General features: G+C 64.6%; 19 protein-coding genes. 5 read left to right on the top strand and 14 right to left on the bottom strand.

The features are described from left to right. Window positions 1-5: 5 nt before the first annotated feature. The 10 genes from VGL01_RS13670 to VGL01_RS13625 all read right to left on the bottom strand — a co-directional run bounded on the left by VGL01_RS13670 (window position 6) and on the right by VGL01_RS13625 (window position 13,783). Window positions 6-3,635 carry an indolepyruvate ferredoxin oxidoreductase family protein gene (locus VGL01_RS13670; protein WP_331570129.1) on the bottom strand — a complete coding sequence of 1,210 codons (3,630 nt, stop codon included), beginning with the start codon at window positions 3,633-3,635 and terminating at the stop codon, window positions 6-8. 183 nt (window positions 3,636-3,818) lie between these two features. Beyond that, window positions 3,819-4,703: an ion channel gene (locus tag VGL01_RS13665; RefSeq protein WP_331570127.1), complete on the bottom strand. Its 885-nt coding sequence runs from the start codon at window positions 4,701-4,703 to the stop codon at window positions 3,819-3,821. 191 nt (window positions 4,704-4,894) lie between these two features. Continuing rightward, complete coding sequence (locus VGL01_RS13660; RefSeq protein ID WP_331570125.1) at window positions 4,895-5,140, bottom strand: DUF6566 family protein; 246 nt, start codon at window positions 5,138-5,140, stop codon at window positions 4,895-4,897. A 151-nt stretch (window positions 5,141-5,291) separates the two neighbouring features. Further along, window positions 5,292-5,513, bottom strand: a complete 222-nt coding sequence (locus VGL01_RS13655) for a hypothetical protein (RefSeq protein ID WP_331570123.1) — start codon at window positions 5,511-5,513, stop codon at window positions 5,292-5,294. A gap of 90 nt (window positions 5,514-5,603) precedes the next feature. Then, window positions 5,604-6,524, bottom strand: a complete 921-nt coding sequence (locus tag VGL01_RS13650; RefSeq protein ID WP_331570121.1) for a carbohydrate kinase — start codon at window positions 6,522-6,524, stop codon at window positions 5,604-5,606. After that, window positions 6,521-7,828 (bottom strand): AGE family epimerase/isomerase, encoded by a 1,308-nt coding sequence (locus VGL01_RS13645; RefSeq protein ID WP_414720249.1) that lies wholly within the window; start codon window positions 7,826-7,828, stop codon window positions 6,521-6,523. The genes VGL01_RS13650 and VGL01_RS13645 overlap by 4 nt, the downstream gene beginning before the upstream one ends. Continuing rightward, window positions 7,825-8,871 (bottom strand): LacI family DNA-binding transcriptional regulator, encoded by a 1,047-nt coding sequence (locus VGL01_RS13640; RefSeq protein WP_331570119.1) that lies wholly within the window; start codon window positions 8,869-8,871, stop codon window positions 7,825-7,827. Before VGL01_RS13640 ends, VGL01_RS13645 begins: the two co-directional genes overlap by 4 nt. Before the next feature lie 191 nt (window positions 8,872-9,062). Further along, the gene (locus tag VGL01_RS13635; protein WP_331570117.1) at window positions 9,063-10,931 is read right to left on the bottom strand and encodes a phosphodiesterase; all 1,869 of its coding nucleotides are present in this window, start codon (window positions 10,929-10,931) and stop codon (window positions 9,063-9,065) included. 195 nt (window positions 10,932-11,126) lie between these two features. Next, a complete protein-coding gene (locus tag VGL01_RS13630) occupies window positions 11,127-12,401 on the bottom strand; it encodes a GGDEF domain-containing protein (protein ID WP_331570115.1) in 1,275 nt (424 codons plus the stop codon). Window positions 12,402-12,781: 380 nt separating this feature from the next. Continuing rightward, window positions 12,782-13,783: a bile acid:sodium symporter family protein gene (locus VGL01_RS13625; protein WP_331570113.1), complete on the bottom strand. Its 1,002-nt coding sequence runs from the start codon at window positions 13,781-13,783 to the stop codon at window positions 12,782-12,784. 295 nt (window positions 13,784-14,078) lie between these two features. On the opposite strand from VGL01_RS13625, the gene VGL01_RS13620 reads away from it, so the two are divergent. The 3 genes from VGL01_RS13620 to icmF all read left to right on the top strand — a co-directional run bounded on the left by VGL01_RS13620 (window position 14,079) and on the right by icmF (window position 19,510). Then, complete coding sequence (locus tag VGL01_RS13620; protein WP_331570111.1) at window positions 14,079-14,561, top strand: hypothetical protein; 483 nt, start codon at window positions 14,079-14,081, stop codon at window positions 14,559-14,561. 370 nt (window positions 14,562-14,931) lie between these two features. Further along, a complete protein-coding gene (locus tag VGL01_RS13615) occupies window positions 14,932-16,035 on the top strand; it encodes a porin (RefSeq protein ID WP_331570109.1) in 1,104 nt (367 codons plus the stop codon). Between the two features lie 112 nt (window positions 16,036-16,147). After that, window positions 16,148-19,510, top strand: a complete 3,363-nt coding sequence (icmF, locus tag VGL01_RS13610; RefSeq protein WP_331570107.1) for a fused isobutyryl-CoA mutase/GTPase IcmF — start codon at window positions 16,148-16,150, stop codon at window positions 19,508-19,510. Window positions 19,511-19,625: 115 nt separating this feature from the next. Here icmF and VGL01_RS13605 read toward each other — a convergent pair whose 3' ends face one another. Next, the gene (locus tag VGL01_RS13605; RefSeq protein ID WP_331570105.1) at window positions 19,626-21,236 is read right to left on the bottom strand and encodes a transcriptional regulator; all 1,611 of its coding nucleotides are present in this window, start codon (window positions 21,234-21,236) and stop codon (window positions 19,626-19,628) included. A gap of 210 nt (window positions 21,237-21,446) precedes the next feature. Continuing rightward, window positions 21,447-22,406, bottom strand: a complete 960-nt coding sequence (locus VGL01_RS13600; protein WP_331570103.1) for a nitronate monooxygenase family protein — start codon at window positions 22,404-22,406, stop codon at window positions 21,447-21,449. A gap of 193 nt (window positions 22,407-22,599) precedes the next feature. On the opposite strand from VGL01_RS13600, the gene VGL01_RS13595 reads away from it, so the two are divergent. After that, entirely contained in the window at window positions 22,600-23,511 is a 912-nt protein-coding gene (locus VGL01_RS13595; RefSeq protein ID WP_331570101.1) for an alpha/beta hydrolase, read from the top strand. A gap of 78 nt (window positions 23,512-23,589) precedes the next feature. Here VGL01_RS13595 and VGL01_RS13590 read toward each other — a convergent pair whose 3' ends face one another. Beyond that, the gene (locus VGL01_RS13590) at window positions 23,590-24,111 is read right to left on the bottom strand and encodes an Lrp/AsnC family transcriptional regulator (RefSeq protein WP_331570099.1); all 522 of its coding nucleotides are present in this window, start codon (window positions 24,109-24,111) and stop codon (window positions 23,590-23,592) included. 127 nt (window positions 24,112-24,238) lie between these two features. On the opposite strand from VGL01_RS13590, the gene VGL01_RS13585 reads away from it, so the two are divergent. After that, on the top strand, window positions 24,239-25,186 hold the full coding sequence (locus tag VGL01_RS13585; RefSeq protein ID WP_331570097.1) for a DMT family transporter: 948 nt from the start codon (window positions 24,239-24,241) through the stop codon (window positions 25,184-25,186). A gap of 248 nt (window positions 25,187-25,434) precedes the next feature. Here VGL01_RS13585 and VGL01_RS13580 read toward each other — a convergent pair whose 3' ends face one another. Further along, the gene (locus VGL01_RS13580) at window positions 25,435-25,977 is read right to left on the bottom strand and encodes a YbaK/EbsC family protein (protein ID WP_414720248.1); all 543 of its coding nucleotides are present in this window, start codon (window positions 25,975-25,977) and stop codon (window positions 25,435-25,437) included. Between the last annotated feature and the right edge of the window lie 43 nt (window positions 25,978-26,020).

The raw sequence follows: 26,020 nt of genomic DNA, 5'->3' as shown, positions 1-26,020 counted from the left end.
GCTCTCTACTTCCCCGCGACGACCACCGGTATCCCCCGCAGCGCTCGAGCGCCGCGCGCTTCGTCGAGCGCGCGCTGCACGTCGGGGCTCGTTGCCGGCTCGATCGCCAGCCGGGCCGCGATCTCGCGCTCGCTGCGTTTCATTGCCGCGAGATTCGCGAGCTTGACGTGGCCATAGCCGCGCACCCGCGCGTAAAGGCCGGCAAGCGTCGCAACGTCGGCGGCCGTCGCAGTGCCGACGATCGCAAATGCGCGTTTCATGGTTTGCTCGTAGTCGTAAGCAAGTGCACGCTCCATGCGCCGTTCGAGCGTCCTGCCGAACGGATCGAACGCGGTGCCGCGCAGCCCGCGGCAACGAGCCAACGCTCCGAACACCGGCCACAACCATTGTCCGAATGCGATCTTGCGCGGCACACCGCCCGCCTTGGCCTTCGAAAGTGCGGGCGGCGCAAGGTTGAAGCGAATCTTGAAGTCCTTGCCTGCGCTGCCTTCGAATTGCGCTTCGAGCGCGCCGCGAAATTCGGCATCGCGATAAAGCCGCGCGACTTCGTATTCGTCCTTGACTGCGAGCAGGCGATAAAACGCCGTGGCTACCGCCTGCGCGATGCGTGCGCCCGGGGCGCGGGCGTCGGCTTCGCGCGCGAGCCCGACGAGGGCGCGGTAGCGTTCGACATAGCGGGCACCGCCGTACGCCGCGAGCCGCGCTTCGCGATCGGCAACGAGCGCATCGAGTGCGGCGGTGGAGTCGGCAGCCCCATCGGCGGCCTCATCGGTCGAGAAGCCATGCGAGCGAGCACCGCGTGGCGCGTGCCGCTCGTCCCATAACGCGTCGAGTCCGGCCGGGTCGCCAGCCGCGAGGCGCCCGATCGAAAACGCGAGCCGGTTCATCGGCACCGCGACGTTGTTGAGTTCGATCGCGCGCATGAGTGCCGCGAGCGAGACCGGTACGAGTCCGAGTTGCCAGGCAAAGCCGAGCATCAGGATATTCGCGCCGATGGTGTCGCCCAGGAACCTGGCCGCGACGCTTTGTGCATCGCACGTGGACATGAATTCGCTGCCCGCGGCGTGTCGCATCTTGGCCAGCAGTGCCTCGCTCTCGAGACTCGCATCGGGGTTGCGCACGAACGCGGCATTCGGAATGGCATGCGTGTTGACGACGATCCGCGTGCGCGAGTGCCGCACCGTTTGCAGCGCATCCGGGCTCGCGCCCACGACCATGTCGCAGGCCAGCAGTACGTCGGCTTGCTGCGTATCGATGCGCACCTGATTGAGGAACGCATCGCGCGCGGCAAAGCGCACATACGAGAGCACGGCGCCGCCTTTTTGCGCGAAGCCCATGAAATCGAGCACGGATGCGCTCTTGCCCTCGAGATGCGCGGCCATGCTGATGAGGGCGCCCACTGTCACGACGCCGGTCCCGCCCACGCCCGTGACGAGAATATCGTAAGGCGCGTCGCCGAGCGCCGCGCCCGGCTGCGGCAACGCATCGACGCGCCGGGCCAGCGAAGCTTCGTCGAACGCGATGCCCGCGGCCTTTTTGAGTCTGCCGCCGAGCACGGTGACGAAGCTCGGGCAAAAGCCGTTGACGCACGAGAAGTCCTTGTTGCAAGAGGACTGGTCGATGCGGCGCTTGCGGCCGAGCGGCGTCTCGACAGGTTCGACGGACAGGCAGTTGGACTGCACCCCGCAGTCGCCGCAGCCTTCGCAGACGGCCTCGTTGATGAACAGGCGCCGGTCGGGATCGGGATACTCGCCCTTCTTGCGCCGCCGCCGCTTCTCGGCCGCACAGGTCTGATCGTAGATGAGCACGGTCACGCCTTCGATCTCGCGCAACATCCGCTGCACGGCATCGAGCTCGCTGCGATCGTGAAACGTCGTCCCCTTGGGAAAGAGCGCATGGTGCCCGTCGTACTTGTGCGGCTCGTCCGAGACGACGACGAAACGCGACACGCCTTCCGCTTCGACCTGCCGCGCAATCTGCGGTACCGAGATACTGCCGTCCACGGGCTGACCGCCCGTCATCGCGACCGCATCGTTGTAGAGAATCTTGTAGGTGATGTTCGTATTCGCGGCAACCGCCTGCCGGATGGCGAGGATGCCGGAGTGGAAATAGGTGCCGTCGCCGAGATTTTGGAAGACGTGGCGCGTCTTCGTGAACATCGAGTGCGAGGCCCAGTCCACCCCTTCGCCGCCCATTTGAATGAGCCCCGTCGTATCGCGCTCCATCCAGGAAGCCATGAAGTGGCAGCCGATGCCGGCTTGCGCGACCGAGCCCTCGGGCACGCGCGTCGACGTATTGTGCGGGCAACCCGAGCAAAAGTAGGGCGTGCGCTTCACGGCATCGGCGGCATTCGAGAGAATCTGCGGCGCGACGAGATCGACCACGCGCTCGCGCCTGTCGAGCGCCGGCTTGACGCGAGCGAGCCATTGAGCGAAATGCGGCAGCACGCGCGAGGGCCGCAATTCGCCTGTCGCCGGTAGCAGCGGGGCGCCGCCCGCATCGCGTTTGCCGATCACGAGGGGGCGCGTATCCGCCTCGCGGTTGAAAAGGTGTTCCTTGATCTGCTGTTCGACCACGGGGCCTTTTTCCTCGATGACGAAGACTTCGCCGAGGCCCTGGACAAACGTATCGAGCCGCGTCGTTTCGAGCGGAAACGAGAGACCGACTTGATAGATCCGCACGCCGGCGGCCTCGAGCTCCTCGACGGTGAGGTCGAGCCTTCTCAGTGCTTCCATGAGATCGAGATGCGCTTTGCCGCACGTGACGATGCCGACGGTGGCATGCGGGCTCGGCGCGATCCATCGGTCGATGCTGTTGACGCGCGCGAAGGCTCGCACCGCGTCGAGCTTCGCCGCGAGCCGTGCCTCGATGGCGAGACTCGGCAGATCGGGCCACCGGTTGTACAGGCCATCGGCGGGCGGCGTGAAGTCGACCGGCGCGTTCCACTGCGTCGTGAGTGCATCGAGATCGACGGTCGACCCCGATTCGACGGTCTCCGAAATCGCCTTGAAACCGACCCAGGCGCCCGAGAAGCGCGACAGCGCGAAGCCGTAGAGGCCGAATTCGAGCATGTCCGAAACGTTCGCCGGATTCACGATCGGCATTTGCCACGACATCATCGTGAAGTCGCTTTGATGGGGCATCGACGACGACACACAGCCATGGTCGTCACCGGCCACGACCAGCACGCCGCCATGCGGCGACGAGCCGTACGCGTTGCCGTGCTTGAGGGCGTCGCCGGCGCGGTCGACGCCGGGCCCCTTGCCGTACCACATCGCGAAGACGCCGTCGACGGTGCGCGCTTCGTCGGCTTCCACACGCTGCGTGCCGAGCACCGCTGTGCCGCCGAGTTCCTCGTTGATCGCGGGCAGGAAGCGGATGTCGTCCGCGTCGAGCAGCTTCTTCGCTTTCCACATCTGCTGATCGACCATGCCCAGCGGCGAGCCGCGATAGCCGCTCACGAAGCCGGCCGTCTCGAGCGAGCGTGCCCGGTCGAGGCGCCGCTGCATCAACATCAGCCGCACGAGAGCCTGCGTTCCGGTCAGAAAGATGCGGCCCTGCGTGGCGCTCAGGTTATCGGTGAGCCGATATTCGGATAGGGCGGGGGTGCCCTCGAGGGCCAGGCGCGCGGTCATGACGGGTGTCTCCAGTTATTGCGCCGCGCGGTACGTGCGCAGGCGGCAGGCCCGCGACGCGGCGTCGCGCCAGGGCCAAGCCTCCATTCTTTCGCGGCAATAGTGGAGAGTTTTTGCTTTATCGCGCGCCGGTGGCGCTTATCGTGCGAATTTCTGCCCGAATAGATCGGGATAGGAGTGAATTCAACTTCTGACTTGTGCCGAGCCCGCGGGCGCGTCGTCGCCGTCTTCGATGGGGACGACCTCGTGAAAGTGCGTGTAATCGATATGGCGGACGCCGCGTTCGTCGTCCTGGAGCAGATCGACGAATCGATGGTCCCAGAGAATCTGTTCGTTCGGCCACGTATAGCGCGCTTGCATCGATTGCGTCGTGGTTTCGTCCGACCCTTCGATGTGAATCAGCAGCGAGGCGCGGGACGCGGCGAGGCTCTCGGCCGTTGCGCCGTAAAGCGGGCTCGACTCGTCGATCACATGCATCAACACCCAGCCGAGCAGGAAGATCGGATGGCGATCGCGCAGGAGCGCGAGATCCGAAATGCGCCAGAGCGAGTAGCCCTCCGGGGTGGTCTCGTAGCGCATGAGGCGCAGTTTGGCACCCGCTTCGACTATGACGTTTTGCCTCGCATTGGCGGCGCGGACCATCAGCGTGAGCCGGCCGTCGAGCTGGCGCACGACTGCGTAGCGCGCGAACATGATGCGCGCGCGAGGGCGCGAGAAGCGCACGAAGATCAGGCCCGTCGCCAACGCGATGCTCGACATGCCGGTGAATATTTCGAGCGTCGCGATCAGGTGCGCATAGGTCGTCTGCGGGTGCATATCGCCATAGCCGACCGTCGCGAGCGTCTCCACGCTGAAAAAGAACGCGCCGAGAAACCCGGTTGGAGACTGATTGGCGATGGGCTCGTGACCGAGCAGATAAAGGCTCGCGAAAACCGTATTCAGGAGTACGAAGAAAGCGGCGAGGGACATGAAAAACATGGGCCAGCTCGCCGTCAATGCGCGGTGATAGATATCGTGCAGATCGTGATCGGGCAGACCGTGCGATACCACCGTGTTTCCGGTTTGCATGCGTAAGATGCGGCCGCGGCGCGCGCGCACGCCGGCGCTCTCCGGGGCGCCTGCCGACGCTTGGCGCGCGCGGCCCGCCGGCGCCTCTTGCGAAGCGGTCGTTCCGTTGCGTGCTGACGTATTGGCTGGCATTCGCGCGGGCCTCGGAGTGGATGCGGCCCGAGCGTAACACGGTGCCGCGCGATTGCCGATCAGGGGAACGCTTTGGGCTTCGGCACGCCGGCGCCATGCTCGATGTCGGTCACGGCGCGCTTGTGGGCGGCGTCGATCGCTTCGTCTTCGGTCGCATAGCCGCTGTCGCCGCCGACCGTCGTCCACTTCTGCACCGGTTTGTCCTGGTGGCGGATTTCGTACTCCGCGTCCCAGCGGGCGCCCTCGAGCTCGATCGCACGGACGTGAATCGAATAGACGCCATAAAGATAGAGTTGTTCGACCATGTTCGCCTCCTGCCGCGCTGGCCAGGCGCGAGTTCCGGAAAAGGGGTCTGCGAACGAAAAAGGGTGTTCGCGAAGCGGTCCATGAAGCATGGCCTATAAATAAGCAGGCCTACAAAGCGAGGCGACCTGCCACGCCCTCCAGAGCGACTCGCTAGAACTCGAGCTCGCCGAGGATGCGATGCGCGAGCGCCTTGGCCTCCTCGAGGGCTTCGACAGCACTCGGACTTGGCGCTTCCACCTCGTAAGCCGTCGTCTCGGGAGCCGTAGCGTCGTCGCGGGCCAGTGATACGACGCCTTGGAATTGCCCGTTGTCGAGCGGTCGCACGGCAGCCGTCGCCGTATAGATGCCCTTGGTGTAGGTCACGTCGTCCATGATGCCGCTCCTTTCATTTGGAGTGGATGCTGTTGCATCCTAGCACGCGTTGGACGACCCGTTTCGATGGCCAGCGGGCCTTTTGGGCCGCTACTGCGCGGGCATGAGCGCGACCACCTCGTCGAGCGTCGGCGAATGCGCTCCCGCATGCCCGCACGCCGCCGCCCCGGCGGCCAGCGCGAACGACAGATGCTCGCGCCCGCTGCGCTGAGGCCAGCGCATCGTGCTGAACAGAAAACCGCCGATCGAGGCGTCGCCGGCGCCGACCGTGTCCACGACTTCGACGCGCGGCGGCGCTGCCTCGATCGTTTCGCCCCCGGCGAGGAACGTGGCGGTATGCGGCCCGCGCGTGACGAGAATCGCGGCTTGCGGGTTCATCGCGCGCAGGCTGGCGAGCGCCGAGTCTTCGTCGGTGCCGAACAGGCACCGCAGATCCTCGTCCGACACTTTGACGAGATCGGCCAGTCCGACCATCGTTTCGAGCGTGGGACGATAGCCGTGCTCCATCAGGTTGCGATAGTTCGGATCGAAGCTGATTTTCACGCCGCGAGCGCGCAAATCCGCCGCGAGCGCGACAAGCGTGGCCGCGAGCGGCTGGCGTGCGAGGCTGATTCCGCCGAAGTGCGCCCACTGTGCGGCCGCGCTCCAGCCCTCGGGCAGGCGTGCGGGATCGAATGCCAGATCGGCGCTGGCCTCGCCGATGAAAAAGTACGCGGGCGGGTGTGCCTGATGGACGATGGCCAACAGAGGCGGGCGTTGGGAGCGCTGGATGAAGCGCATGTCGAGTCCGGCGTCGAGGCTCGCCTGCCAGAGCTCGTCCGAAAAACAATCGGAGCCGATCGCACCGGCGAACGCGCTCGGCACGCCGAGCCGCGCCACCGCGCGTGCGACGTTCCAGCCCGCCCCGCCCGGATGCGAGAGCCAACGCGAATCCCGTTCGCGTACGAGATCGGTGAGGATATCGCCCGCGCTGACGAAAAGCGGGAGACCGGCGGCGTGGGGTGTGCTCATGAACGTTCGTCCGGTTGAGGGGGCGTCTGTCCGTCATCGAGTGCGTTCAGCACTTCGTAGCAGGCACCCATCGTGTGATAGTCGGTCTTCCCGGCCGGACTCTTCTCGTCGCTGTACTTGCGGTTGTCGCACGTCAGGATGCGGTACCACGCGCCGTGGCGATGATCGACGAAATGCGTCCAGCTGTAGCGCCAGATCTCGTCGTACCAGTCCCAGAAGCGCTCGCTGCCCGTACGCTGGCCCAAGAGCGCCGCCGAGGCGAGCGTCTCAGCCTGCACCCAGAAGTACTTGTCGTGATCGCAAACGGTGCCGTCGGGTGCGAAGCCGTAGCACAGGCCGCCGTGCTCGTCGTCCCAGGCGTGCGTCAGCGCGGCGTCGAAAAGCTCCACCGCGCGCGGCAGCAGCCACGGCAGCGGGCGGTGCCGCTCGAGTATCAGCAGCAGCTTCGCCCATTCGGTCTGATGCCCCGGTTGGAAGCCCCAGGGACGGAAAATGTTCGAGCTGTCGTCTTCGTTGTAGTGCCAGTCGACGGACCAGTCGGCGTGGAAATGCTCCCAGACGAGGCTATGCGAAAGCTTCGCCTGGCGCTGGGTGATATTCGTCGCAATGCGCTCGGCCCGATCGAGATAGACGAGATGGCCCGTCGCCTCGTAGGCCGCGAGCAGCGCCTCGGTTGCGTGCATGTTCGCGTTCTGGCCGCGGTAGGTGGAGACATGCCAGTCGGGGGTGGCTTCGTCGGCGTAGAGGCCGGCGGCCGGGTCCCAGAAACGCCGCTCCATCAGCTCGAACGTTTCCGCGACCTGGCGGCGAGCCTCCTCGATGCCGGCCGCGGCGGCGTGCGACTGCGCGAGCAGCACGAACGCGAGCCCATAGCAGTGCCGCGTGCCGTCGAGTGTGCGCTTCTCTCGATGGCGCCATTCGATTTCCCAGTCGTACCCCGCATGCTCGGCGTCCCAGTGCGCATCGCGCAGGAAAGCGAGTGCATGACGCGCATAGTCGAGGTATTGCGGATCGCCGAAGTGGCGATAGGCCATCGCATAGTTGTAGACGAAGCGGCAACTGCTGACGAGGTGGCGCGTCGTGCGGTCGTAGACGGTGCCGTCGTCCTTGAAGTAGTGATAAAAGCCGCCGGAAGGATCGTGTGCCGAAGGCGCATAGAACGCGAGCGTATCGGCAACATGTCCGAGCAGGAATTCACGATCGCGAAAATCATCGACGGGCGGGACCGTCGAGTTCGTATGGATGGGGCCGAACAGCATGTTCGCGGGCTTTGTCGTTTTACCGGCGTTGGGTAGCTTCGTCATGGTGTCGTTTCCGTTGGAGCCACGGCGGTTCGCGCCACGTGCGGGTCATGGGAGGCTGCCGCGCCCGCGCTGCTTGCACGCACGACGAGTTCGACGGGCAGGCGGACGTCGGTTTCCCCGGGGGCATCGTCGAGCAGCAGTTCGACTCCGCGCACGCCAAGCGCCTCCTTGTCGGCGGCGACAGTCGTGAGCGGCGGGGCGGCGTGGGCCGACGCGGGAATATCGTCGAACCCGACGATCGCAATATCGTCCGGCACGCGCAAGCCGCGAGCCAGGCACACGCGCATCGCGGCCAGCGCCGCCACGTCGTTGTAGGCGAAAACCGCGTTCGGCCGTTCGGCCCCGGTGTGCGTGTCGAGCAGACGCTGCATCGCCTGGGCCGCCGCCATATCCGGCGCGAGGCTCGCGTCGATCGTCGCTTCGAGGGATGGATCGAAGAGCAGCCCCGCCTCGAAGAAGGCCCGGCGATAGCCGAGCGCGCGCTGGGCAATGCTGTAATGGGCGAGCGAGCCGCCGATGAATGCTACGCGCGTGCGGTTCATGGCGAACAGATGTCGCATTGCCAGCGCGGCGCCCGCGCCGTTATCGAGATTGACTGAGCGCAGATTCGGCGCCCACAGGTCGATCAGCACGAGCGGCCGGTCCATCGCGACGAGCGCCGCAAGCGTTTCCGGTTCGACGAAGCCGGCTACCGCGATCGCATCCGGTGCGTGCAGGCGCAACTGCTCGCCGATGTCTTCCGTCGGCCCCGCCGTCAGCAGGGAAGGCACGATACCGCGCGCACGGCAGGCGTTCTCCACGCCGTGCAAGACATGCGAGAAAAACGGGCTTGCGGCGAAATTGTTGTGCTGCCGGTGCAGCAGGAAGGTCAGGCGCCGGATTTTCGGGCGCAACTGCGCAGCGTCATAGCCGAGGCGCTGTGCCGTCTCGACGACGCGCGCCCGCGTGGCTTCCGACAAACCAGGCTGGTTCTTGAGGGCCCGCGAGACAGTGCCGATCGACACGTTTGCCGCGCGGGCGATATCGCGAATGGTCGTGCTCATGGTGCTGCGCTTTCGATTCCTGCGATCCCGAGTTCCGGCGATTGTATAGTAAAAATCGCGAAAATGCGGCCACGGATGTCGTGGAAGTCCCTCGAAAGCCAGTCGGGTAGGGCAGATCAGAACATTCTGTAGTTTAGTAAAAACAACTAAACAGGGCGGTTCGGTGAGCGAGCGGCGCCGCCGCGCGGCGCTCAGTTCATCGTTGCGGCCGTGCGCGCCGTGCCGAGGGCGTGCTCATGCAAGTGCAACGTTGCCGCGCCTTCGTCGACATCGATCAGGAAAAAGCCGCTCGGCTCCTGTTTCGCCCGATGTTTGGCGAGAGCGGCGACGGAGGCGATCTCTTCGCTGCCGTAACGTGCGAGATCGGGCGCCGCGGGCCACACGCGCACACAGCCGATCGCCATCGTCACGAAGCCGAAAAACGTTGGATTGCCGCGCCGGTCCTCGCCTTGAATGCCGCCGGCCGCGCGGTCCTCGTCCGCATAAAAACCGAGCGCGCCCTCGTTGAACGCGGCGATCGCCGCGTGGGCACGCTCGCGCCAATCCTCGCTCTGAAACAGAATCAGGAAATCGTCTCCGCCAACGTGTCCGAGAAAATCGCGCGTCGGATCGCAGGCCTTGGCGAGCACGGCCGCGGCGAACTTGAGTACTTCGTCGCCATGCCAATAGCCGTACCGGTCGTTGAACGGCTTGAAGTGGTTCAGATCGACGTAGCACGCGTGGAATTCGACTCGATGCTCGACGAGGCGGGCAATGTGCGAGCTGATCGGAATATTGCCCGGCAAGAAGGTGAGCGGATTCGCGTAGCGCGCCGCTTCGATGCGGACTTCCGTCACGGCACGCACGAGGCTTTCGCCGGTGCCGAGGCCCAGATATTTGCCCTGGTCCGTAATGACGAAGCCATCGGCCAGGTAGCGCTGATCGTCGCTCGCCAGCAGCTTGGCCATCTGCTCGACGGTCATCGATTTTTCGATGACGACGGGCGCGGCGTTCGCAAACAGCAGGCACGGCCGTTTGCCGAAGAGCTCGCGGTGGTAGGGCAGCGCATAGCGGTCCATGAAGCCGCGGCGGTTGACGAGCGCGATCGGCTCGTCGTTTTCGACGACGGCGAGCGCATGCAGCGCAGGCAGCCGGTTGAACAGTTCGAGTACATCGTTGTTGGTCGCACTGCGCGGCACCGCGGGCGCCGGCACCAGCATCTTCGCTGCCGCGACGCCGCCGGAGGGCGAACCGGGCAACTGACTGCGCGTCGCGCGGGGAAAGACCGCGATATGCCCGGCCGCGAGCGCTTCGCGCGCCGGTTCGGCGAGGCGCCTTTGCGCCCGCGCCGCGGGCCGGCCGAAGAAGTAGCCCTGTCCGAACGCGATACCCATATCACGTACCACGATGAGATCGGCCTCGTTTTCGATTCCCTCGGCCACGAGGCGCGCGCCGCTCGCGCCCGCGAAATGCTGCATGGCACGGACCGCTTCGAACTTGAGCGGATCGTTGGCGATGTCGTCGATGAAAAAGCGATCGATCTTGACGACATCGGGCTGTAGCCGCACCCAGAGATTCATGCTGGCATTGGCCGTGCCGTAATCGTCGAGCGCGAATTGCGCTCCGGTCTCGCGCAAGGCTGCCACGATGGGCTCGAATCCCGCGACGTTTTCGATCGCGCATTGCTCGGTCAACTCGAGCACGAGCCGCTCGATCGGCATCCCGTATCGGCCGAGCAGTTCAGCCGTGCGCTCGCGCGTCTGGCCGAGCGAGACGATGGCTTCGGCGCTGAAGTTCAAGAAGAGCTTGCCCTCGCAACCGAGCGCGGCGAACGCGGCCACGCAGGTTTCGGCCGCCGCGTGCTCGAGCCTGACCGAGAGTCCCTCGCGCGCGGCTTGCGCGAACAGCGCGCCCGGCGACTCGAGCGGCGTGCCGGCAGGACCGCGGATGAGGCCTTCGTAGCCGAGGATAGTGCCGCCGTCGAAATCGACGATGGGCTGAAATACGGCGGCAAGGGCGCGCGCCTCGATGAGTTCAGCGACTTTCGGAGCGCTCGAGAACGACGGAAGACGGGATGACATGGCAGGGCGACGGCCGTAGTAGAGGGACCATCGACTTAACGACGCAGCCACTTGATAGTTAAGTGAATTTTTTATGAAGCGATGCACTGCGCTGGTGCGACGCTTGCGGGAGGCGGTGATATCGCCTGTCCGCTGCGTGTTCGCCTCGCATCGGCATCCATTTGCGCCTGGATGCGCCCTTCGCCGAATTCGGCGTCACTCAGCGGCGAGTTCCTGCCGCTGTATCGCCGTCTGAGCTTCGCGTGGCGCGCCCGATACGCGGCTGGCGTCTTTCGCGATGCCGGCGGTTGGGTCTGTATCGGACGGATGCGGCGCGATCACCACACGATTGCGTCCGCTGCCTTTCGCATCGAGCAGCGCCGCATCCGCGCGCCGGATCACGCGGTCGATCTGTTCGCCCGGCAGGTGTTGCGCCACGCCAACGCTGATCGTCAGCGCAACCTCGAACTGCCGCATCTCCTCGACGCGTTTGCGCAGCCGTTCGGCGACGCGCGCCGCATCGTCCCGGTCGGTGTTCGGCAACAGCGCGACGAATTCCTCGCCGCCGAAGCGGCCGCAGACGTCGTTCGGCCGCAGACCGTCCTGGATCGCGCGCGAGACCAGGCGCAGCGCCCGATCGCCCGCTTCGTGGCCGAACCGGTCGTTGACCGATTTGAAGTGGTCGGCATCGATATAGAGGACCGAGAACGGCTGACGATGGCGTTCCGCGCGCTGCAGTATGCGCCGACCCAATTCGAAGACACGACGCCTGCGCGGCAGTTGAGTCAGTTCATCCATGTCGGCGAACGCTCGCAACTGCTGTTCGAGCCGGAAGCTCTTTTTTTGCGAGCGCAGCGCGAAGAGATTCGCGACGAGGCTCGTGCAAACGGCGACGAACATCGAAAGGATCAGCCCGAACCGCTCTCCCGCCGAGGGCGCGCCCCACTGCACGAGTACCAGCGGGCCGGCCATGGAGAGCACGGTGGCGGCCGCGAAATCCCAGCGGCGCAGCAATACCGGACTGAACGTCAGCGGAATCAGTACGAACGCGGGCAGGAGCAACTGGGCGTGCGGGCCCCATTGCAGGACATGCCAGGCGAGTCCGGCTTCGAGCGCGGCAATGGCGACGAGCGCGGCGATGCTCGCGCGCAACGCGCCGCGCCGGCTCCATGCAACCACGAGCGCGGCGGCAATCGGCATCGCGGGCAGCGCGCCCAGCTCGCTCAGAACGCCGGGCCACCCAGCCGCGGCGTGGCCGCTGTGATGGCGCAGCCAGATGTCGCCGGCAACGAACGCCACATAACCGAACAGCGCCGTTCCCAACTGCGCGCACAGGAATGACCACAGGCGTTCCGCGGCGTAATCGTCGAACGACGGAGTGTCATCGGACGTGTCGATCGTCGTGGCGCGCCATCCCCGCCAGCGTCTCTTGCGACGAGGCCAATGAGCCGTGCCCTGACGGTCCTCGTCAGTCTGGTCCTCGCTGCTCATTTATTTTCTCTCTTGAAAGTGCAACTGCGGCGTTTTTGGAAAGCGCCCCCCGCTCGCAGACGCCATTCTAATATCGTCCAATATGCCGCGCGATGATTTTTACGATATTCCGTAACCCGACGGGAAAATGCTGCGCCGCATCGTGTGCGGTATGACAGGGGCGCCTGCGCGGTACCCGCGGCGGGATATCCATGTCGGCAAAAGAGTTTGCCGGAATCCGCCGTTTTCGGGCCGTAATAATCGCAGCCGAATTGCAAACAATTGCAAACGTTTGCCGTTTGCATTCGGCCGGGTTATGCCGCACGACGGCATCGACCTATTCCATTCGATTATATTTTTTATTTGATATGACGAATAGCGCCGCTATGGCGCTGGCGCGTTCAAGGCGCGTCGGCCGGCCGCTCCGCGGTTTGAGCATGGCGATGGCCCCAGCGTTGAGCCAGCGCGGCACACACCATGAGCTGCATCTGATGGAAGAGCATCAGCGGAAGCACGATCGCGCCGACCGCTTGAGCCGAAAAGATGACCTTCGCCATTGGAATGCCCGAGGCCAGGCTTTTTTTCGAACCGCAAAAGATGAGGGTGATGCGATCGGCGCGGTCGAATCGTAAGGCCTTGCCGGTCCAGGCCGTAATGACGAGTGCGGCGCCGAGCAGTGCGCCATTGACGAGTAATAGCGCGGCCAGCGTGCCTGCGGACAGGTGATGCCAGAGTCCCTCGATTACCGCCTCGCTGAACGCCATATAGACGACCAGCAGAATCGATCCCTGATCGACGAATCGCAGTACGCGCCGATTGCGATCGAGCCATCGGCCGATAACCGGGCGCAACAGTTGCCCCGCAACGAATGGCACGAGCAGTTGCAGCACGATATCGCCGACGGTATGCCAGGCTGAGCGGGAGGCGCTCGTCTGATGCGTGAGCACGAGGCTGACGAGTGCCGGTGTGACGAAAATGCCGATCAGGCTCGAGGCCGATGCCGCGCAAACGGCAGCCGGCACATTGCCCTTTGCGATCGACGTGAACGCAATCGACGATTGGACGGTGGAGGGCAACGTGCAGAGGAACAACACGCCCATATAGAGCGTCGGCGTGACGAAGCTCGCCATGAGCGGCTTCAGCGCCAGGCCGAGCAGCGGGAAGAGCACGAAGGTGCTCGCCAGCACGAGTAGATGCAATTGCCAATGTGTGGCGCCCGCGATCACGGCTTCGCGCGAGAGCTTGGCACCGTGCAGAAAGAAGAGCAACGCGACCGCCACATTCGTGACGACGTTCACGGCGACGGCGATTTCGCCGCGGCAGGGCAAGACGCTCGCCAGCGCGACCGTGCCGATGAGTGAGAGGGTGAAGTTATCGGGAATCACGAAGGGCAGGCGGGGCATGACGACCTTTCGAATGGGGCGGCCACGAGACGTACGGCAGGCGACGAACGCATGCTGCGCTCATCGAGGCAGCCCGCCGCGCCACGTTTGAGGAAAAAGACGCCACAGTACCACCACCGGTAACAACGCGTTACAACGGCGTCGCCCACCTAACACTTTTTGCCTCGACACGTTTCCGGGGGCCCCATAAATTACACCAGGACGCGGCCCCCGAAAGCCAATCTTCCGACGACCTTCAGGTAAGGATGGCGTGCGGCACCGCCCGGTGCCGGGCTTGGGGGCGATTGAATCGATCATGGCGGATTGGAGTTTCAACACCCTCTTACGTTGGACGGCAGTTGCGCTTTGCGCGGCCGCGATTCCGCTCGCGCGGGCGCAGCCGCACGCGGACAACATCAGTTTCAGGCCGCATGCGAGCCCGTTCGGGCTCGATCAGGCGCCGCGTTCCGCCGGGCGATCCGAGCCCGGCTTCTATCAGACGGCCCATACCGAGGACGGTCAGCGGCGCGGCCCCAAGGGCCCCCTCGCTCGCGGCGCTCGCCGCGGCGGGCGTCTCGTCGGTGCGCCGAGCGCGCCGCCCTCCGGCTTCCCCTATCGGCCCATCAGTCAGGACGCACGCAACGTGCCGCGGGCGCAAGGCAATGCCACCTATTTGCGCGCCGGTTCGATCCGCGACGCGGTGACGCGCTACAACGAAGAGCGCGATACCTCGCGCCCTGTTCCCCGTCCCCCCGCGCCCGGCTCGCGACCGCCCGACCCCTCCATCTACCGCAACTAGGCCGGTAAGAGGTATTGCCCGCGTGCGCCCGCGTCGCGTTCACGGGTGATGCAAACACGCCACACTTTTTGCATGCGAGCAGCGCTGCGCGCCGCCGTATCGCACTGGTAAGACAAAACAATTTTGACCTCGCATCGGCCTGCGTCAACATAATCCCCAAGCCCGAAATCGGCGCGCCAAACGCGCGGTTATGCGAACCGCTATACCCGCAATAAGCAAACTTATTTTTGTCCGGAAAAATGGTCCGCGACGATGACATCGCCCCAACCGGGAGCGAACCGGGCATAGCGGTTCGCGCGGACGTATGCCAATCAACCACAGCATTGACCGGGACAGTGCGCGAGCGCCGAGTCCGTCGATAGGAGAATTCATGAAAAGCACCGTCAGCCGTGCGCTGAAAATCAGTTTGCGACTGGCCGCCGCCGCGAGCGTGGCCGCGGCAGGCACGGCCGCCTACGCCCAATCGAGTGTGCAACTCTACGGCCAGGTCGATACCTGGGTTGGCATGCAACAATTTCCTGGCATCCAGAAGGCGTGGACCGTCGGCGGTGGCGGAATGTCCACGTCCTACTGGGGTTTGAAGGGTGCGGAGGATCTCGGCGGCGGTTACAAGGCGGTCTTCACGCTCGAAGATTTCTTCCGGGCTCAAAACGGCAACTTCGGCCGCTTCACGGGCGATTCGTTTTTCTCGCGCAATGCTTACGTCGGCATTCAGTCGCCTTACGGGACCGTCACGGCCGGCCGTCTGACGACGCATCTGTTCGTCTCGACGATCCTGTTCAACCCGTTCATCGATTCGTATACGTTCTCGCCGATGGTCTACCACGTGTTCCTCGGCAACACCGCGGTGCCGACCGGCGCGACCTACGCAACCGATATCGGCGTGGTCGGCGACTCGGGATGGAACAATGCGGTGCAGTACTCGACGCCCGATTTCAACGGGTTATCGGGTAGCGTGATGTACGGGCTCGGGAATCAGGCCGGCCAGAACGGCGCGAAAAAGTGGAGCGCGCAATTTCTTTACTTCCATGGCCCGTTTGCCGCGACGGGCGTATTCCAGTACGTCAATTTCAATAACAGCCCCGGCGATCTCGCGGTGCCGCCGGCGTTCGGCAGCGTCGTGCCGTTCAAGAGCCAGAGCGTAGGCCAGCTCGGCGCCAGCTACGATCTGAAGTTCGCCAAGTTCTATGCGCAATACATGTATACGAAGAACGACCAGCTCGGCGGCGGCAGCTGGCACGTCAATACGGGCCAAGGCGGCGTGACGGTGCCGGCCGGGCCCGGTTCCATCATGGCTTCGTTCGCCTATTCGCGTGATGGCGGCGGCCTCGATCAAACGCGCCGCTCATGGGCGCTCGGCTACGATTACCCGCTCTCGAAGCGAACCGACGTCTACGCGGCCTACCTCTACGACAAGTTGAGCGGATTGTCGACGGGGCAAACCGTGGGCGCCGGCATCCGCGCGAAGTTCTGATGCCCTGCTGCGCTCCCCCGGTGCTCCGTTTCGCATAACGGCGCGGGGAGCACCGAGCCCCCTCGCGGCAGTTGCCTATACTGCGAAAAGCACCCGTGAGAATGGGGGAGACATGACCGATTTATCGACGCCGCAGCCCGTCGGCGATTTGGCGCCGAAAGCGCCTGCCCGCCTGCGTTTCGTGACTGCGGCCGCGCTTTTCGATGGCCACGACGCCGCGATCAATATCGTGCGCCGCGTCCTGCAGACCGGCGGTGTGGAGGTGATTCACCTGGGCCATAACCGCGGTGTCGACGAAGTGGCGCGCGCCGCACTCGACGAGGACGCCGATGCCATCGCGGTATCGAGCTATCAGGGCGGACATATCGAGTATTTCCGCTACCTGATCGATTGCCTGCGCGCACGCGGAGGCGAGCGTATCCGGGTATTCGGGGGCGGTGGGGGCGTGATCGTCGCCGACGAAATCGAGGCGCTCGAACGCTACGGCGTCGCGCGCATCTATTCGCCACAGGAAGGCCAGCGGCTCGGCTTGCAAGGGATGATCGACGATATGATCGCCCGCTGCCGCGAGCACTCGCCCGCGCCGGCGCAGGAGCATGGCGTGCCGGTCAATCTCGACGATCTCCCATGTGCCGAGGGCGAGCGCGCCTGGAGAACGCTTGCCCGCTTCGTTACGGCGCTGGAAAGCGGCTATGTGGATGCCGCAACGCGTGCCGCGCTCGCCGCGCGCGCCGCCGCGGCACAGGTGCCGGTGCTTGGTGTCACGGGCACGGGCGGCGCCGGCAAGTCATCGCTGACCGACGAGCTCGTGCGGCGGTTTCGCCTCGACTACGGGGATGCGCTGCCGATCGCGGTGCTCGCCGTCGACCCGTCGCGCCGCAAGTCGGGGGGTGCGCTGCTCGGCGACCGCATAAGAATGAATGCGATCGGCGACTGGGGTCACGGGCCGCGCGTCTTCATGCGCTCGCTCGCCACGCGCGAGGCCGCGACTGAAGTCCCGGACGTGCTGCCCGATGCGATCGCCGCATGCAAGGTCGCGGGCTTTCAGTTGATCGTCGTCGAGACGTCGGGAATCGGACAGGGCGATGCGGCCATCGTGCGGCACGCCGCTCGCTCGCTGTATGTGATGACGCCCGAGTTCGGCGCGGCGAGTCAGCTCGAAAAAATCGACATGCTCGATTTTGCGGACTTCGTTGCCATCAACAAGTTCGACCGCAGCGGCGGGGCCGATGCATTGCGCGACGTTGCCAAGCAGGTTCAGCGCAACCGCGAGGCGTGGAGCGAGCCGCCCGATGCGATGCCCGTCTTCGGCACCATAGCGGCCCATTTCAACGACGACGGCGTGACCGCGCTCTATCAGCGCATCGCCGCATCGCTGCACGAACTCGGACTGCCGCAGCCCCAGGACGGCGGGCGGCTGCCGCGCGTGAGTGTTCGCCATTCGAGCGCGCGCGGCGCGATCGTACCGACTGCGCGCGTGCGCTATCTGTCCGACGTCGCGGAGGCCGTCCGCCGCTACCGCGATCAGGTCGAGGCGCAGTCGACGCTCGCGCGCGAGCGTTGGCAGCTGCTCGAAGCGCGGCGCATGCTCGCCGAGGCGGATGTCTCGGCGCGCGGCGCGCAGCCGCCCGCGTGGGCTCCGCTGGCCGCCGATCTTTCACGGCTCGACGCGCTGATCGAGGCGCGCGAAACGCAGTTGGGCGCGCGCGAGAAAGCGTTGCTCGAAGCATGGCCGCGCACGCAGGCGGCCTACTCGGGCGACGAGCATACGGTGACCGTGCGCGGTCGCGAAATGCGTAATGCACTGACGGTGACGACGCTTTCCGGTACGACGATGCGCAAGGTATCGCTGCCGAAGTTCGTCGATCCCGGGCAGACGTTGCGCTGGCTCTCGCTCGAAAATCTGCCCGGCCATTTTCCGTTCACGGCCGGCGTCTTTCCGTTCAAGCGCGAGAACGAGGATCCGACGCGGATGTTCGCGGGCGAGGGCGATCCGATGCGCACGAACCGCCGCTTCAAGCTCCTTTCGAAGGGCATGCCGGCGGTGCGGCTCTCGACTGCGTTCGATTCCGTGACGCTCTACGGCGAGGACCCGGACGAACGTCCCGACATTTTCGGCAAGGTCGGTAATTCCGGCGTATCGGTGGCGACGCTCGACGACATGAAGGCGCTCTACGATGGCTTCGATCTGTGCGCGCCGAACACATCGGTGTCGATGACGATCAACGGTCCGGCGCCGACGATTCTCGCGATGTTCTTCAATGTCGCGATCGATCAGGCGCTCGAACGCCTTGCCGCGCGCGCGGCCGAGGCAGGCACCGAGCCGAGCGCCGACGAACGTGCCGCTGCGCGCGCCGAGGCGTTGCGCAACGTGCGCGGTACCGTGCAGGCGGACATTCTGAAGGAAGACCAGGGACAAAACACCTGCATCTTTTCGACCGAGTTCAGCCTCAAGGTGATGGGCGACATTCAGGCGTACTTCATCGAGCACGAGGTGCGCAACTTCTACTCGGTATCGATCTCCGGCTATCACATCGCCGAGGCCGGTGCGAATCCGATCACGCAGCTCGCTTACACACTGGCAAACGGCTTCACCTACGTGGAGGCTTACTTGGCGCGCGGCATGCCGATCGACGCATTCGCGCCGAACCTCTCGTTTTTCTTTTCGAACGGCATGGAGCCCGAATATACGGTCCTAGGCCGAGTGGCGAGGCGCATCTGGGCCGTTGCGCTGCGCGAGCGGTACGGCGCCGGCGAGCGAAGCCAGAAACTGAAGTACCACGTGCAGACTTCGGGACGAAGCCTGCACGCACAGGAGATCGACTTCAACGATATCCGTACGACGTTGCAGGCGCTGATCGCGGTCTACGACAACTGCAATTCGCTGCACACCAACGCATACGACGAAGCCATCACCACGCCGACCGACGAGTCGGTGCGGCGCGCGCTTGCGATCCAGCTCATCATCAATCGCGAGTGGGGACTCGCGAAGAGTCAGAACCCGAATCAGGGCAGCTTCATCATCGAGGAGCTGACCGATCTTGTCGAGGCGGCGGTACTGGCCGAGTTCGATCGCCTGACCGAGCGCGGCGGCGTGCTCGGGGCGATGGAGACGGGCTACCAGCGTGGCCGGATTCAGGACGAATCGATGCAGTACGAACATCGCAAGCACGACGGTTCTTATCCGATCGTGGGCGTCAATACGTTCGTCGGAGCGCATGGGCATGAAGCTCCTCCGCCGCTCGAGCTCGCGCGTTCGACGCAATCGGAAAAGGAAAGTCAGCTGACACGCCTCGCCGCGTTTCAGGCGCGCCATCGCGACGAGGCGCCGGCCATGCTCGCTCGCTTGCAGCAGGCCGTGATCGACGACGAGAATGTGTTCGCGGTATTGATGGATGCGGTGCGCGTCTGCTCGCTCGGGCAGATCACGCACGCGCTGTTCGAGGTAGGGGGGCAGTATCGGCGGACGATGTGAGTGTGGATGGCGGCGCCTATCGATTAAAACCGAGGAGATTCAGCGGCGGTCCTGGCTCCGCGGCCGTACGGAGTTTATTCCGCTACGCGCCCACGGATGGGCGAAAGCACTGCGCCTAACCGAGCACCAGCCGCCGCTGGAATGCCTCCTTGATCGCTGTTTCGAGCGCGGCCCGCGGTACCTGTTTCAACTGCGGCTGACCGGTCAGGTTCGCGAGCCGGGCAGCATCGGCCCGCAATGGATTGCCGTTGTCGAGCCGGCCCGACACGGCGAACTGGAATTCGACGAGCCGTGCCACGACTTCGAGCGCTTCGCCTTTGCGCATGCCCATATCGGTGAGGAGTGCATGGACCGCGTGCAGGCGGGGCTGCTCTTTCACATGCGCCATCAACTTCCGGACGCGGCTGGATAGCGACAGATCGGGGTCGTAGGCAATATCGAGCAGTTCGCTAAGTGCACTGGCCGACTTGCGTTCCGCTCGCACCAGTTCGTCGCGCATGATGTCGAGCGCGTGATTGACCACTATGCTTCGCTCCTCGTCTTTGGCCGCGGTGGATTTGCGATGGTCGATCAGGGCGCCGGGGATCCACCTACCGACGCTTCGGTTTGCCACTTTCTTTTCCGCATTGGCGAATGCCGCGGCGACGATGCCGGCTGTGGCTTCGAGCGGCAAGTCGTCTGGCACTTCGCACTCAGGGGTGCGCCGGTTCGCAGCTCCGATATGTCCCGCACCGTTCTTGTCGAAACCGCTTAGGCTGTGCTTCACGATACGCGTCATCAGCTCTGCCTTCGCATCGCGCAGCTTCTGTCGTTCTTCGATGAACGGCTTCTTGAGAAAAAGCAATTCGCGTGCGCTGGCGACCGCATAACCTGCAGCCACCACCGGCAGCGCCGCACCGTGGGTACCGGCGATCATCAGTGCACTTGCCGCCGAACCAAGTCCCGCGATGATCGCGTGATACACCCCGTCGTTGCGCCGGTGAGCGCCCTGGTGCGTGCCGATATACATCAGCGTCAACACGTCGCGCGCATGGCGCACCCGAGGATGGCGATCGTCATGGGCGATCCTGATCAGCTTCTGTTTATCGTATTGCCATTGCCCGTTGCGGTCGCGCGTCAGGATCAGGTTGCCGACGAAGGCTGGATCGGCCTCTCGGTAGTGCGCTTCGAGCGCCGGATAGCGTGCGCGTTCGTCGTCGTTGGCCGGTTTGAGCGATGGCCGGCCGCATCGGCGATCCTGCTGCTCTTGTGCCGATGCTTTTCTGACGGCATCGACTTCGGCTTGCAACATGGTCTCCAGCCTTGCGCGGTAGCGCGCCGCAAGGGCTCTGCCCGCTGCAGCCGAAAAACCGGCACCAGCCAGATTCAACAGGTCGTGCGCGAGCAATCCGTCGTACGTATAGGTCGAGCCGGCGCTAGCGTTGCCGGCTGCTTCGATCGCATAGGCGTCTGGCATCCGGTTGAGTGCCAGCGGGGTGACTCCGGCTTTGTTGCAGCCCAGCCAGTCCGCCAGTTTGCGGCAAGCACTCCTATCGCGCGGCGCAGCGACAGCAACCCTCGAGGGGAGCCAGGAAGGTGTGGCAACACGACGAGTCACTGCGTTCTTGCGCGAGGTGAGCAGCTTGCCGAGGCTGCTGTCCCGCACCGACCGCGGGCGCGACGGCTCGATCGTTTGGGATTCGGCGGCAGCAAGCGCGAGACCCGAAGTTTCGGTCGAGCGTAGCATCTGAGGCGCGAGCACTTTCATGAATATCCCGACAAAGGAAAGCCAAGGGAGTGCTCTAATTTATCGGGAATCATGTAAAGACCGCGTACAAGTCGTTTCCCGCACGATCAATATCGCGTATCGGCCTGGGAGTGCTGTCGGTGCACGAGGGTCAAGCTCGTTCCTCCGCCCCCGATTTCGTCGGAGAATCAAACGGCATGCCTCGAACGATTACTTGCCGCCCGCGAGACGCGCCCGCGTCTCCTCGTATTCCCGCGTAAGCCGTGCCACGAGTTCACCCACGGTCGGCACGTCGTCCATCAGGCCCACTCCTTGCCCCGCGCCCCAGATGTCCTTCCACGCCTTCGCCTTATCGCCCGCGAAGTTCATCTTCGTCTTGTCCGACGCGGGCAGGTCGTCCGGGTCGAGCCCCGCATTGACGATGCTCTCGCGAATGTAATTGCCATGCACGCCGGTGAACAGGTTCGTATAAATGATGTCGGCCGCCGTGGCATTGACGATCGCATGCTTGTAGCTATCCAGCGCATGCGCTTCCCGTGTCGCGATGAAGCGCGTGCCGATATAGGCGAGATCCGCACCCATCGCCTGCGCGGCGAGGATCGAGCCGCCATTCGCGATCGCGCCCGATAGCACGATCGGCCCGTCGAACATCCGCCGCACTTCGCCCACCAGCGCGAACGGCGACAGCGTGCCCGCATGGCCGCCCGCGCCGGCCGCGACGAGGATGAGCCCGTCGACGCCCGCTTCCAGCGCCTTTTGCGCATGACGCAGATTGATGACGTCGTGCAGCACGATTCCACCGTAGCTGTGCACGGCGTCGATCATTTCCTTGACCGGCGCGCGCAGACTCGTAATGAAAACCGGCACCTTGTGCTCGACGCACACACGGACATCCTGTTCGAGCCGCGCGTTCGACTGGTGAACGATCTGATTGACGGCAATCGGTCCGACGATTGCGTCGGGATGGGCCGCCTTATGCTCGGCAAGCCCTTCGCCGATTTGCGTGAGCCACTCGTCGAGCAACTCGGCCGGCCGCGCATTGAGCGCCGGAAACGATCCGACGATGCCCGCCTTGCATTGGGCAAGTACCAATTCGGGGTAGCTGACGATGAACATCGGCGATGCGATGACGGGCAGCGCCAGATTCTTGAGGACGGCGGGCAAGGCCATGTGCAGCCTCCTTCGGCAACGATCGGTAAGAGAACGATCGTTCGATTATACGAGCGCCGGTTCGCGATACGGCGCAGAGGTTTGGAGGGAGTGTTCAGGTTCTAGGATTGGTGTGCCGTAGAACGAACCGGGCGCGGCCACATCCGTAGAATGTGAAGCTACGCCAACAATGAGAAGAGGCAGGAGCGAACCGATGACATTCGCCGACTTTACCCCGTTTCGCGTCGCGACCGAAGGAGCCGAGATCCATGGTCTCAAGGGCGGCTCGGGCGCACCGCTGTTACTGATGCACGGGCATCCGCAGACGCATATGATCTGGCACCGGTGCGCGGAACGGCTCGCCGAGCATTTCACCGTGATCGCGACGGATTTGCGCGGTTACGGCGCATCGGGCAAGCCGGCGAGCGACGAAACGCACCTGCCCTATTCAAAACGGGCGATGGCGGCCGATCAGGTTGCCGTCATGCGTCACTTCGGCTTCGAGCGGTTCCTGGTGTGTGCCCATGACCGAGGTGCACGCGTGGCGCATCGCATGGCGCTCGATCACCCCGATGCCGTGGAGCGGCTCATGCTGCTCGACATCGCGCCCACGCTCGCGATGTACGAGGGGACGACGCGGGCGTTCGCGACCGCGTATTTTCACTGGTTCTTTCTGATTCAGCCGGAGCCGCTGCCCGAAACGCTGATCGGCGCGGATCCGAAGGTCTATATCGAGCGTGTCATGGGGTCTCGCCATGCGGGGCTCGCGCCGTTCGCGCCGCAGGCATTGAGCGCCTATATCGACGCACTGCGTCAACCGGGTGCCGTCCATGCCATGTGCGAGGACTACCGGGCCTCGGCGACGATCGATCTCGAACACGACCGTGCCGACATCGAGCGCGGTCATCGTATCGCGTGTCCGCTGCGCGTGCTTTGGGGCGCCGACGGCACCGTCGCGAAATGCTTCGACCCGCTGGCCGAGTGGCGGCGCGTTGCACGCGATGTGAGCGGGCGCGCGCTCGAATGCGGCCACTACGTGCCGGAGGAGGCGCCCGATGCGCTGGTCGCCGAGATGCTCGGGTTTTTCGAGGCGCTCGAGCCGGAAGCCAGCCCCCGTATGCATTGAGCCCGGCGCAAAAGAATCAACGCGGGCGGGCGAAGGATCCGCGCGGATCTCATTCGACGGCTTCCTTGCGCTTTTTCCTCACCGCGGCCGTTTGGCGACGCGCGATGCCGGCTCCGGAGCTTTGTCGAGCGGTGGAAGCCGGCGGGCAATCGGCGTCGACTTCACGATCGACGAGTTCGTTTCCGCGCGATCCGCGACTTTCGACAGAATGCCGTCCAGGTCTTCGATCGAGCGTAGATACAGCCGGCAGACGAAGCAGTCTTCGCCGGTGACCTTGTCGCATTCCACGAACTCCGGGATGCGCCGGATCGCTTCTTCCACGAGATGAAGCTGCCCGGGCAGCGGCCGCACGCGCACGATGGCCTGCATCGTGTAACCGAGCGCGCGCGGGTCGATTTCGATCGTGAAACGGCCGATGACCCCTTGCGTTTCGAGTCGTCTCAGCCGCTCGGCCGTGCTCGGCGCCGACAGGCCGACCTCACGGGCCAGATCGGCGATGGCCGCACGCCCGTCTTCGGCGAGTAGCCGCAGCAAGGTGCGATCGATCGCGTCGAGCGCGCCGCCCGCCGTCTCCGGCGGGTCTGAAAGGCGTTTTCCCATTTTTTCCTTCGTTTCGAAGCCCGGTTCGCTAAACGGCCTTAGTTTAGCGCTGTGTTCGAGCGTGTGTCATCGCTAGACTGGAGTGCGTCGAACCTGCACCGAAACCGATGCCGAAGGGAGTCAAGCGATGACGAATCAAAACCAGGGAATCCGGCGCGGCGCGCTTGAAATGAGTGCGGCGATGCTGATGTCGGGCACGATCGGCTGGCTCGTCGTGACATCCGGGCAATCGCCGCTGAATATCGTATTCGTGCGCTGCGTTCTCGGCGCGGCCACGCTCGCGATCGTCTGCGCGCGGCTGGGATTGATCCGGCGAGACGCGCTGTCGTGGCGCGTCGTCGGCTGGGCCTCGGTCGGCGGCGCGGCTATCGTGGCGAACTGGGTCCTGCTCTTCGCCGCCTATTCGCGGGCTTCGATCTCGATGGCGACCGCTGCCTACAACACGCAGCCGTTCATGCTCGTGGCGCTGGGAGCGATCGTTTTCCGCGAACGCATCACTGTGTCCACGGTAGTTTGGCTCGTCGTCGCGTTCGTCGGGCTCGTCTTCGTCGTGAAGGTGGAACCGAGTGTGCTGGCCCTGCCCGGCGAATACCTCGAAGGCATCGGTCTCGCACTCGGCGCCGCGCTGTGCTACGCGGTTTCGTCGATCATCACGAAGCGGCTGGCCGGCACGCCACCGCATTTGATCGCGTTGATTCAGGTCGCACTCGGTGCGGCGATGCTGATGCCGTTCGTCGATTTTCATGCGCTGCCTCGGACGGCCGGGCCTTGGGCGAATCTCGCGACGCTTGGCATCGTCAACACTGGGTTGATGTACGTCCTGCTCTACGGGGCGATCCAGAAGTTGCCGACAGCCATGACGGGGGCGCTGTCGTTCATTTACCCCGTCGTTGCGATCATCGTCGATCGAATTGCGTTTGGGCAGACGCTGCAATGGATCCAATGGATCGGCGCGGCGATGATTCTGATGGCGGCGGCCGGCGTCAACTTGGGGCCGGCTTTGAGGAAATCGAAGTTGGCTCAGGCGATGAAGCAGGGCAAGCTGCGGCGCCGTTTGGCCAGGGGAGTGGAGTAATTCGCGACTGGCCAGCTTGCGCGGAGACGCGCCGTCGCCAGCGCTGCTACTTTGCCCCGAACTGCGCCGGGCTGTGCAGGGATTTCACCGATGCGGCGATGCAGCGCGCGTCGGTATCATCCATATGACGCTGATCACGTCGAAAAAATTGTGCCGTTCGTCCGTTATGGCGAGCGGCTTTTCTTTTTGCGGGACGCGGGTTCGCGCTCGAGCGCGAACCAGGGCTCGCCCAGCGGCGCCGCACGGCCTCACGCCCGCAGCGCCACATCGGCCACCGGTGCGCCCGTCAGCGCGATCAATTCCTCGGGCGAGAGATTGAACACGGCATGCGGATGGCCGGCAGCCGCCCACAAGCTATCGAGCTGCAGCAAGTCCTCGTCGATCAGCGTCACGGGTGCCGTGACATGGCCGATCGGACAGACGCCGCCGATCGCGTAACCGGTCTTTTCCCGTACGAATTTCGCATCGGCGCGTGCGACGGGGCCCACGCGCTGTGCCACTTTCTCTTCATCGACGCGATTCGCGCCGCTTGCGATGACGAGCACCGGCGCATCGTCGTCGCGACGTCTGAAGAGGATCGATTTCGCGATCTGGGCGACGGAGCAGCCCAGCCCCGAAGCGGCCTCGGCCGACGTCTTGCCCGTTTGCGGCAGCATCACCACGGGTTTTTCATGGCCGCATTCGCGCAGCAACAGTGCCACGCGCCGGGCCGATTCGGGCAGCGCATCCAAAGGCTCCGAGGCATCGGGAGTCTCCGGCATATTGCTCGGCAAATAGTGTTCGTCGCTCATGGTAAAACGCTGGTTATCTGGATGAATGAGCCGGCGCGCGGGC

It is taken from the genome of Trinickia sp. (assembly GCF_036503415.1).
Classification (GTDB): domain Bacteria; phylum Pseudomonadota; class Gammaproteobacteria; order Burkholderiales; family Burkholderiaceae; genus Trinickia.
Note: the sequence above shows the minus strand (reverse complement) of the source record. Positions and strands in the feature narration are given on the sequence as shown.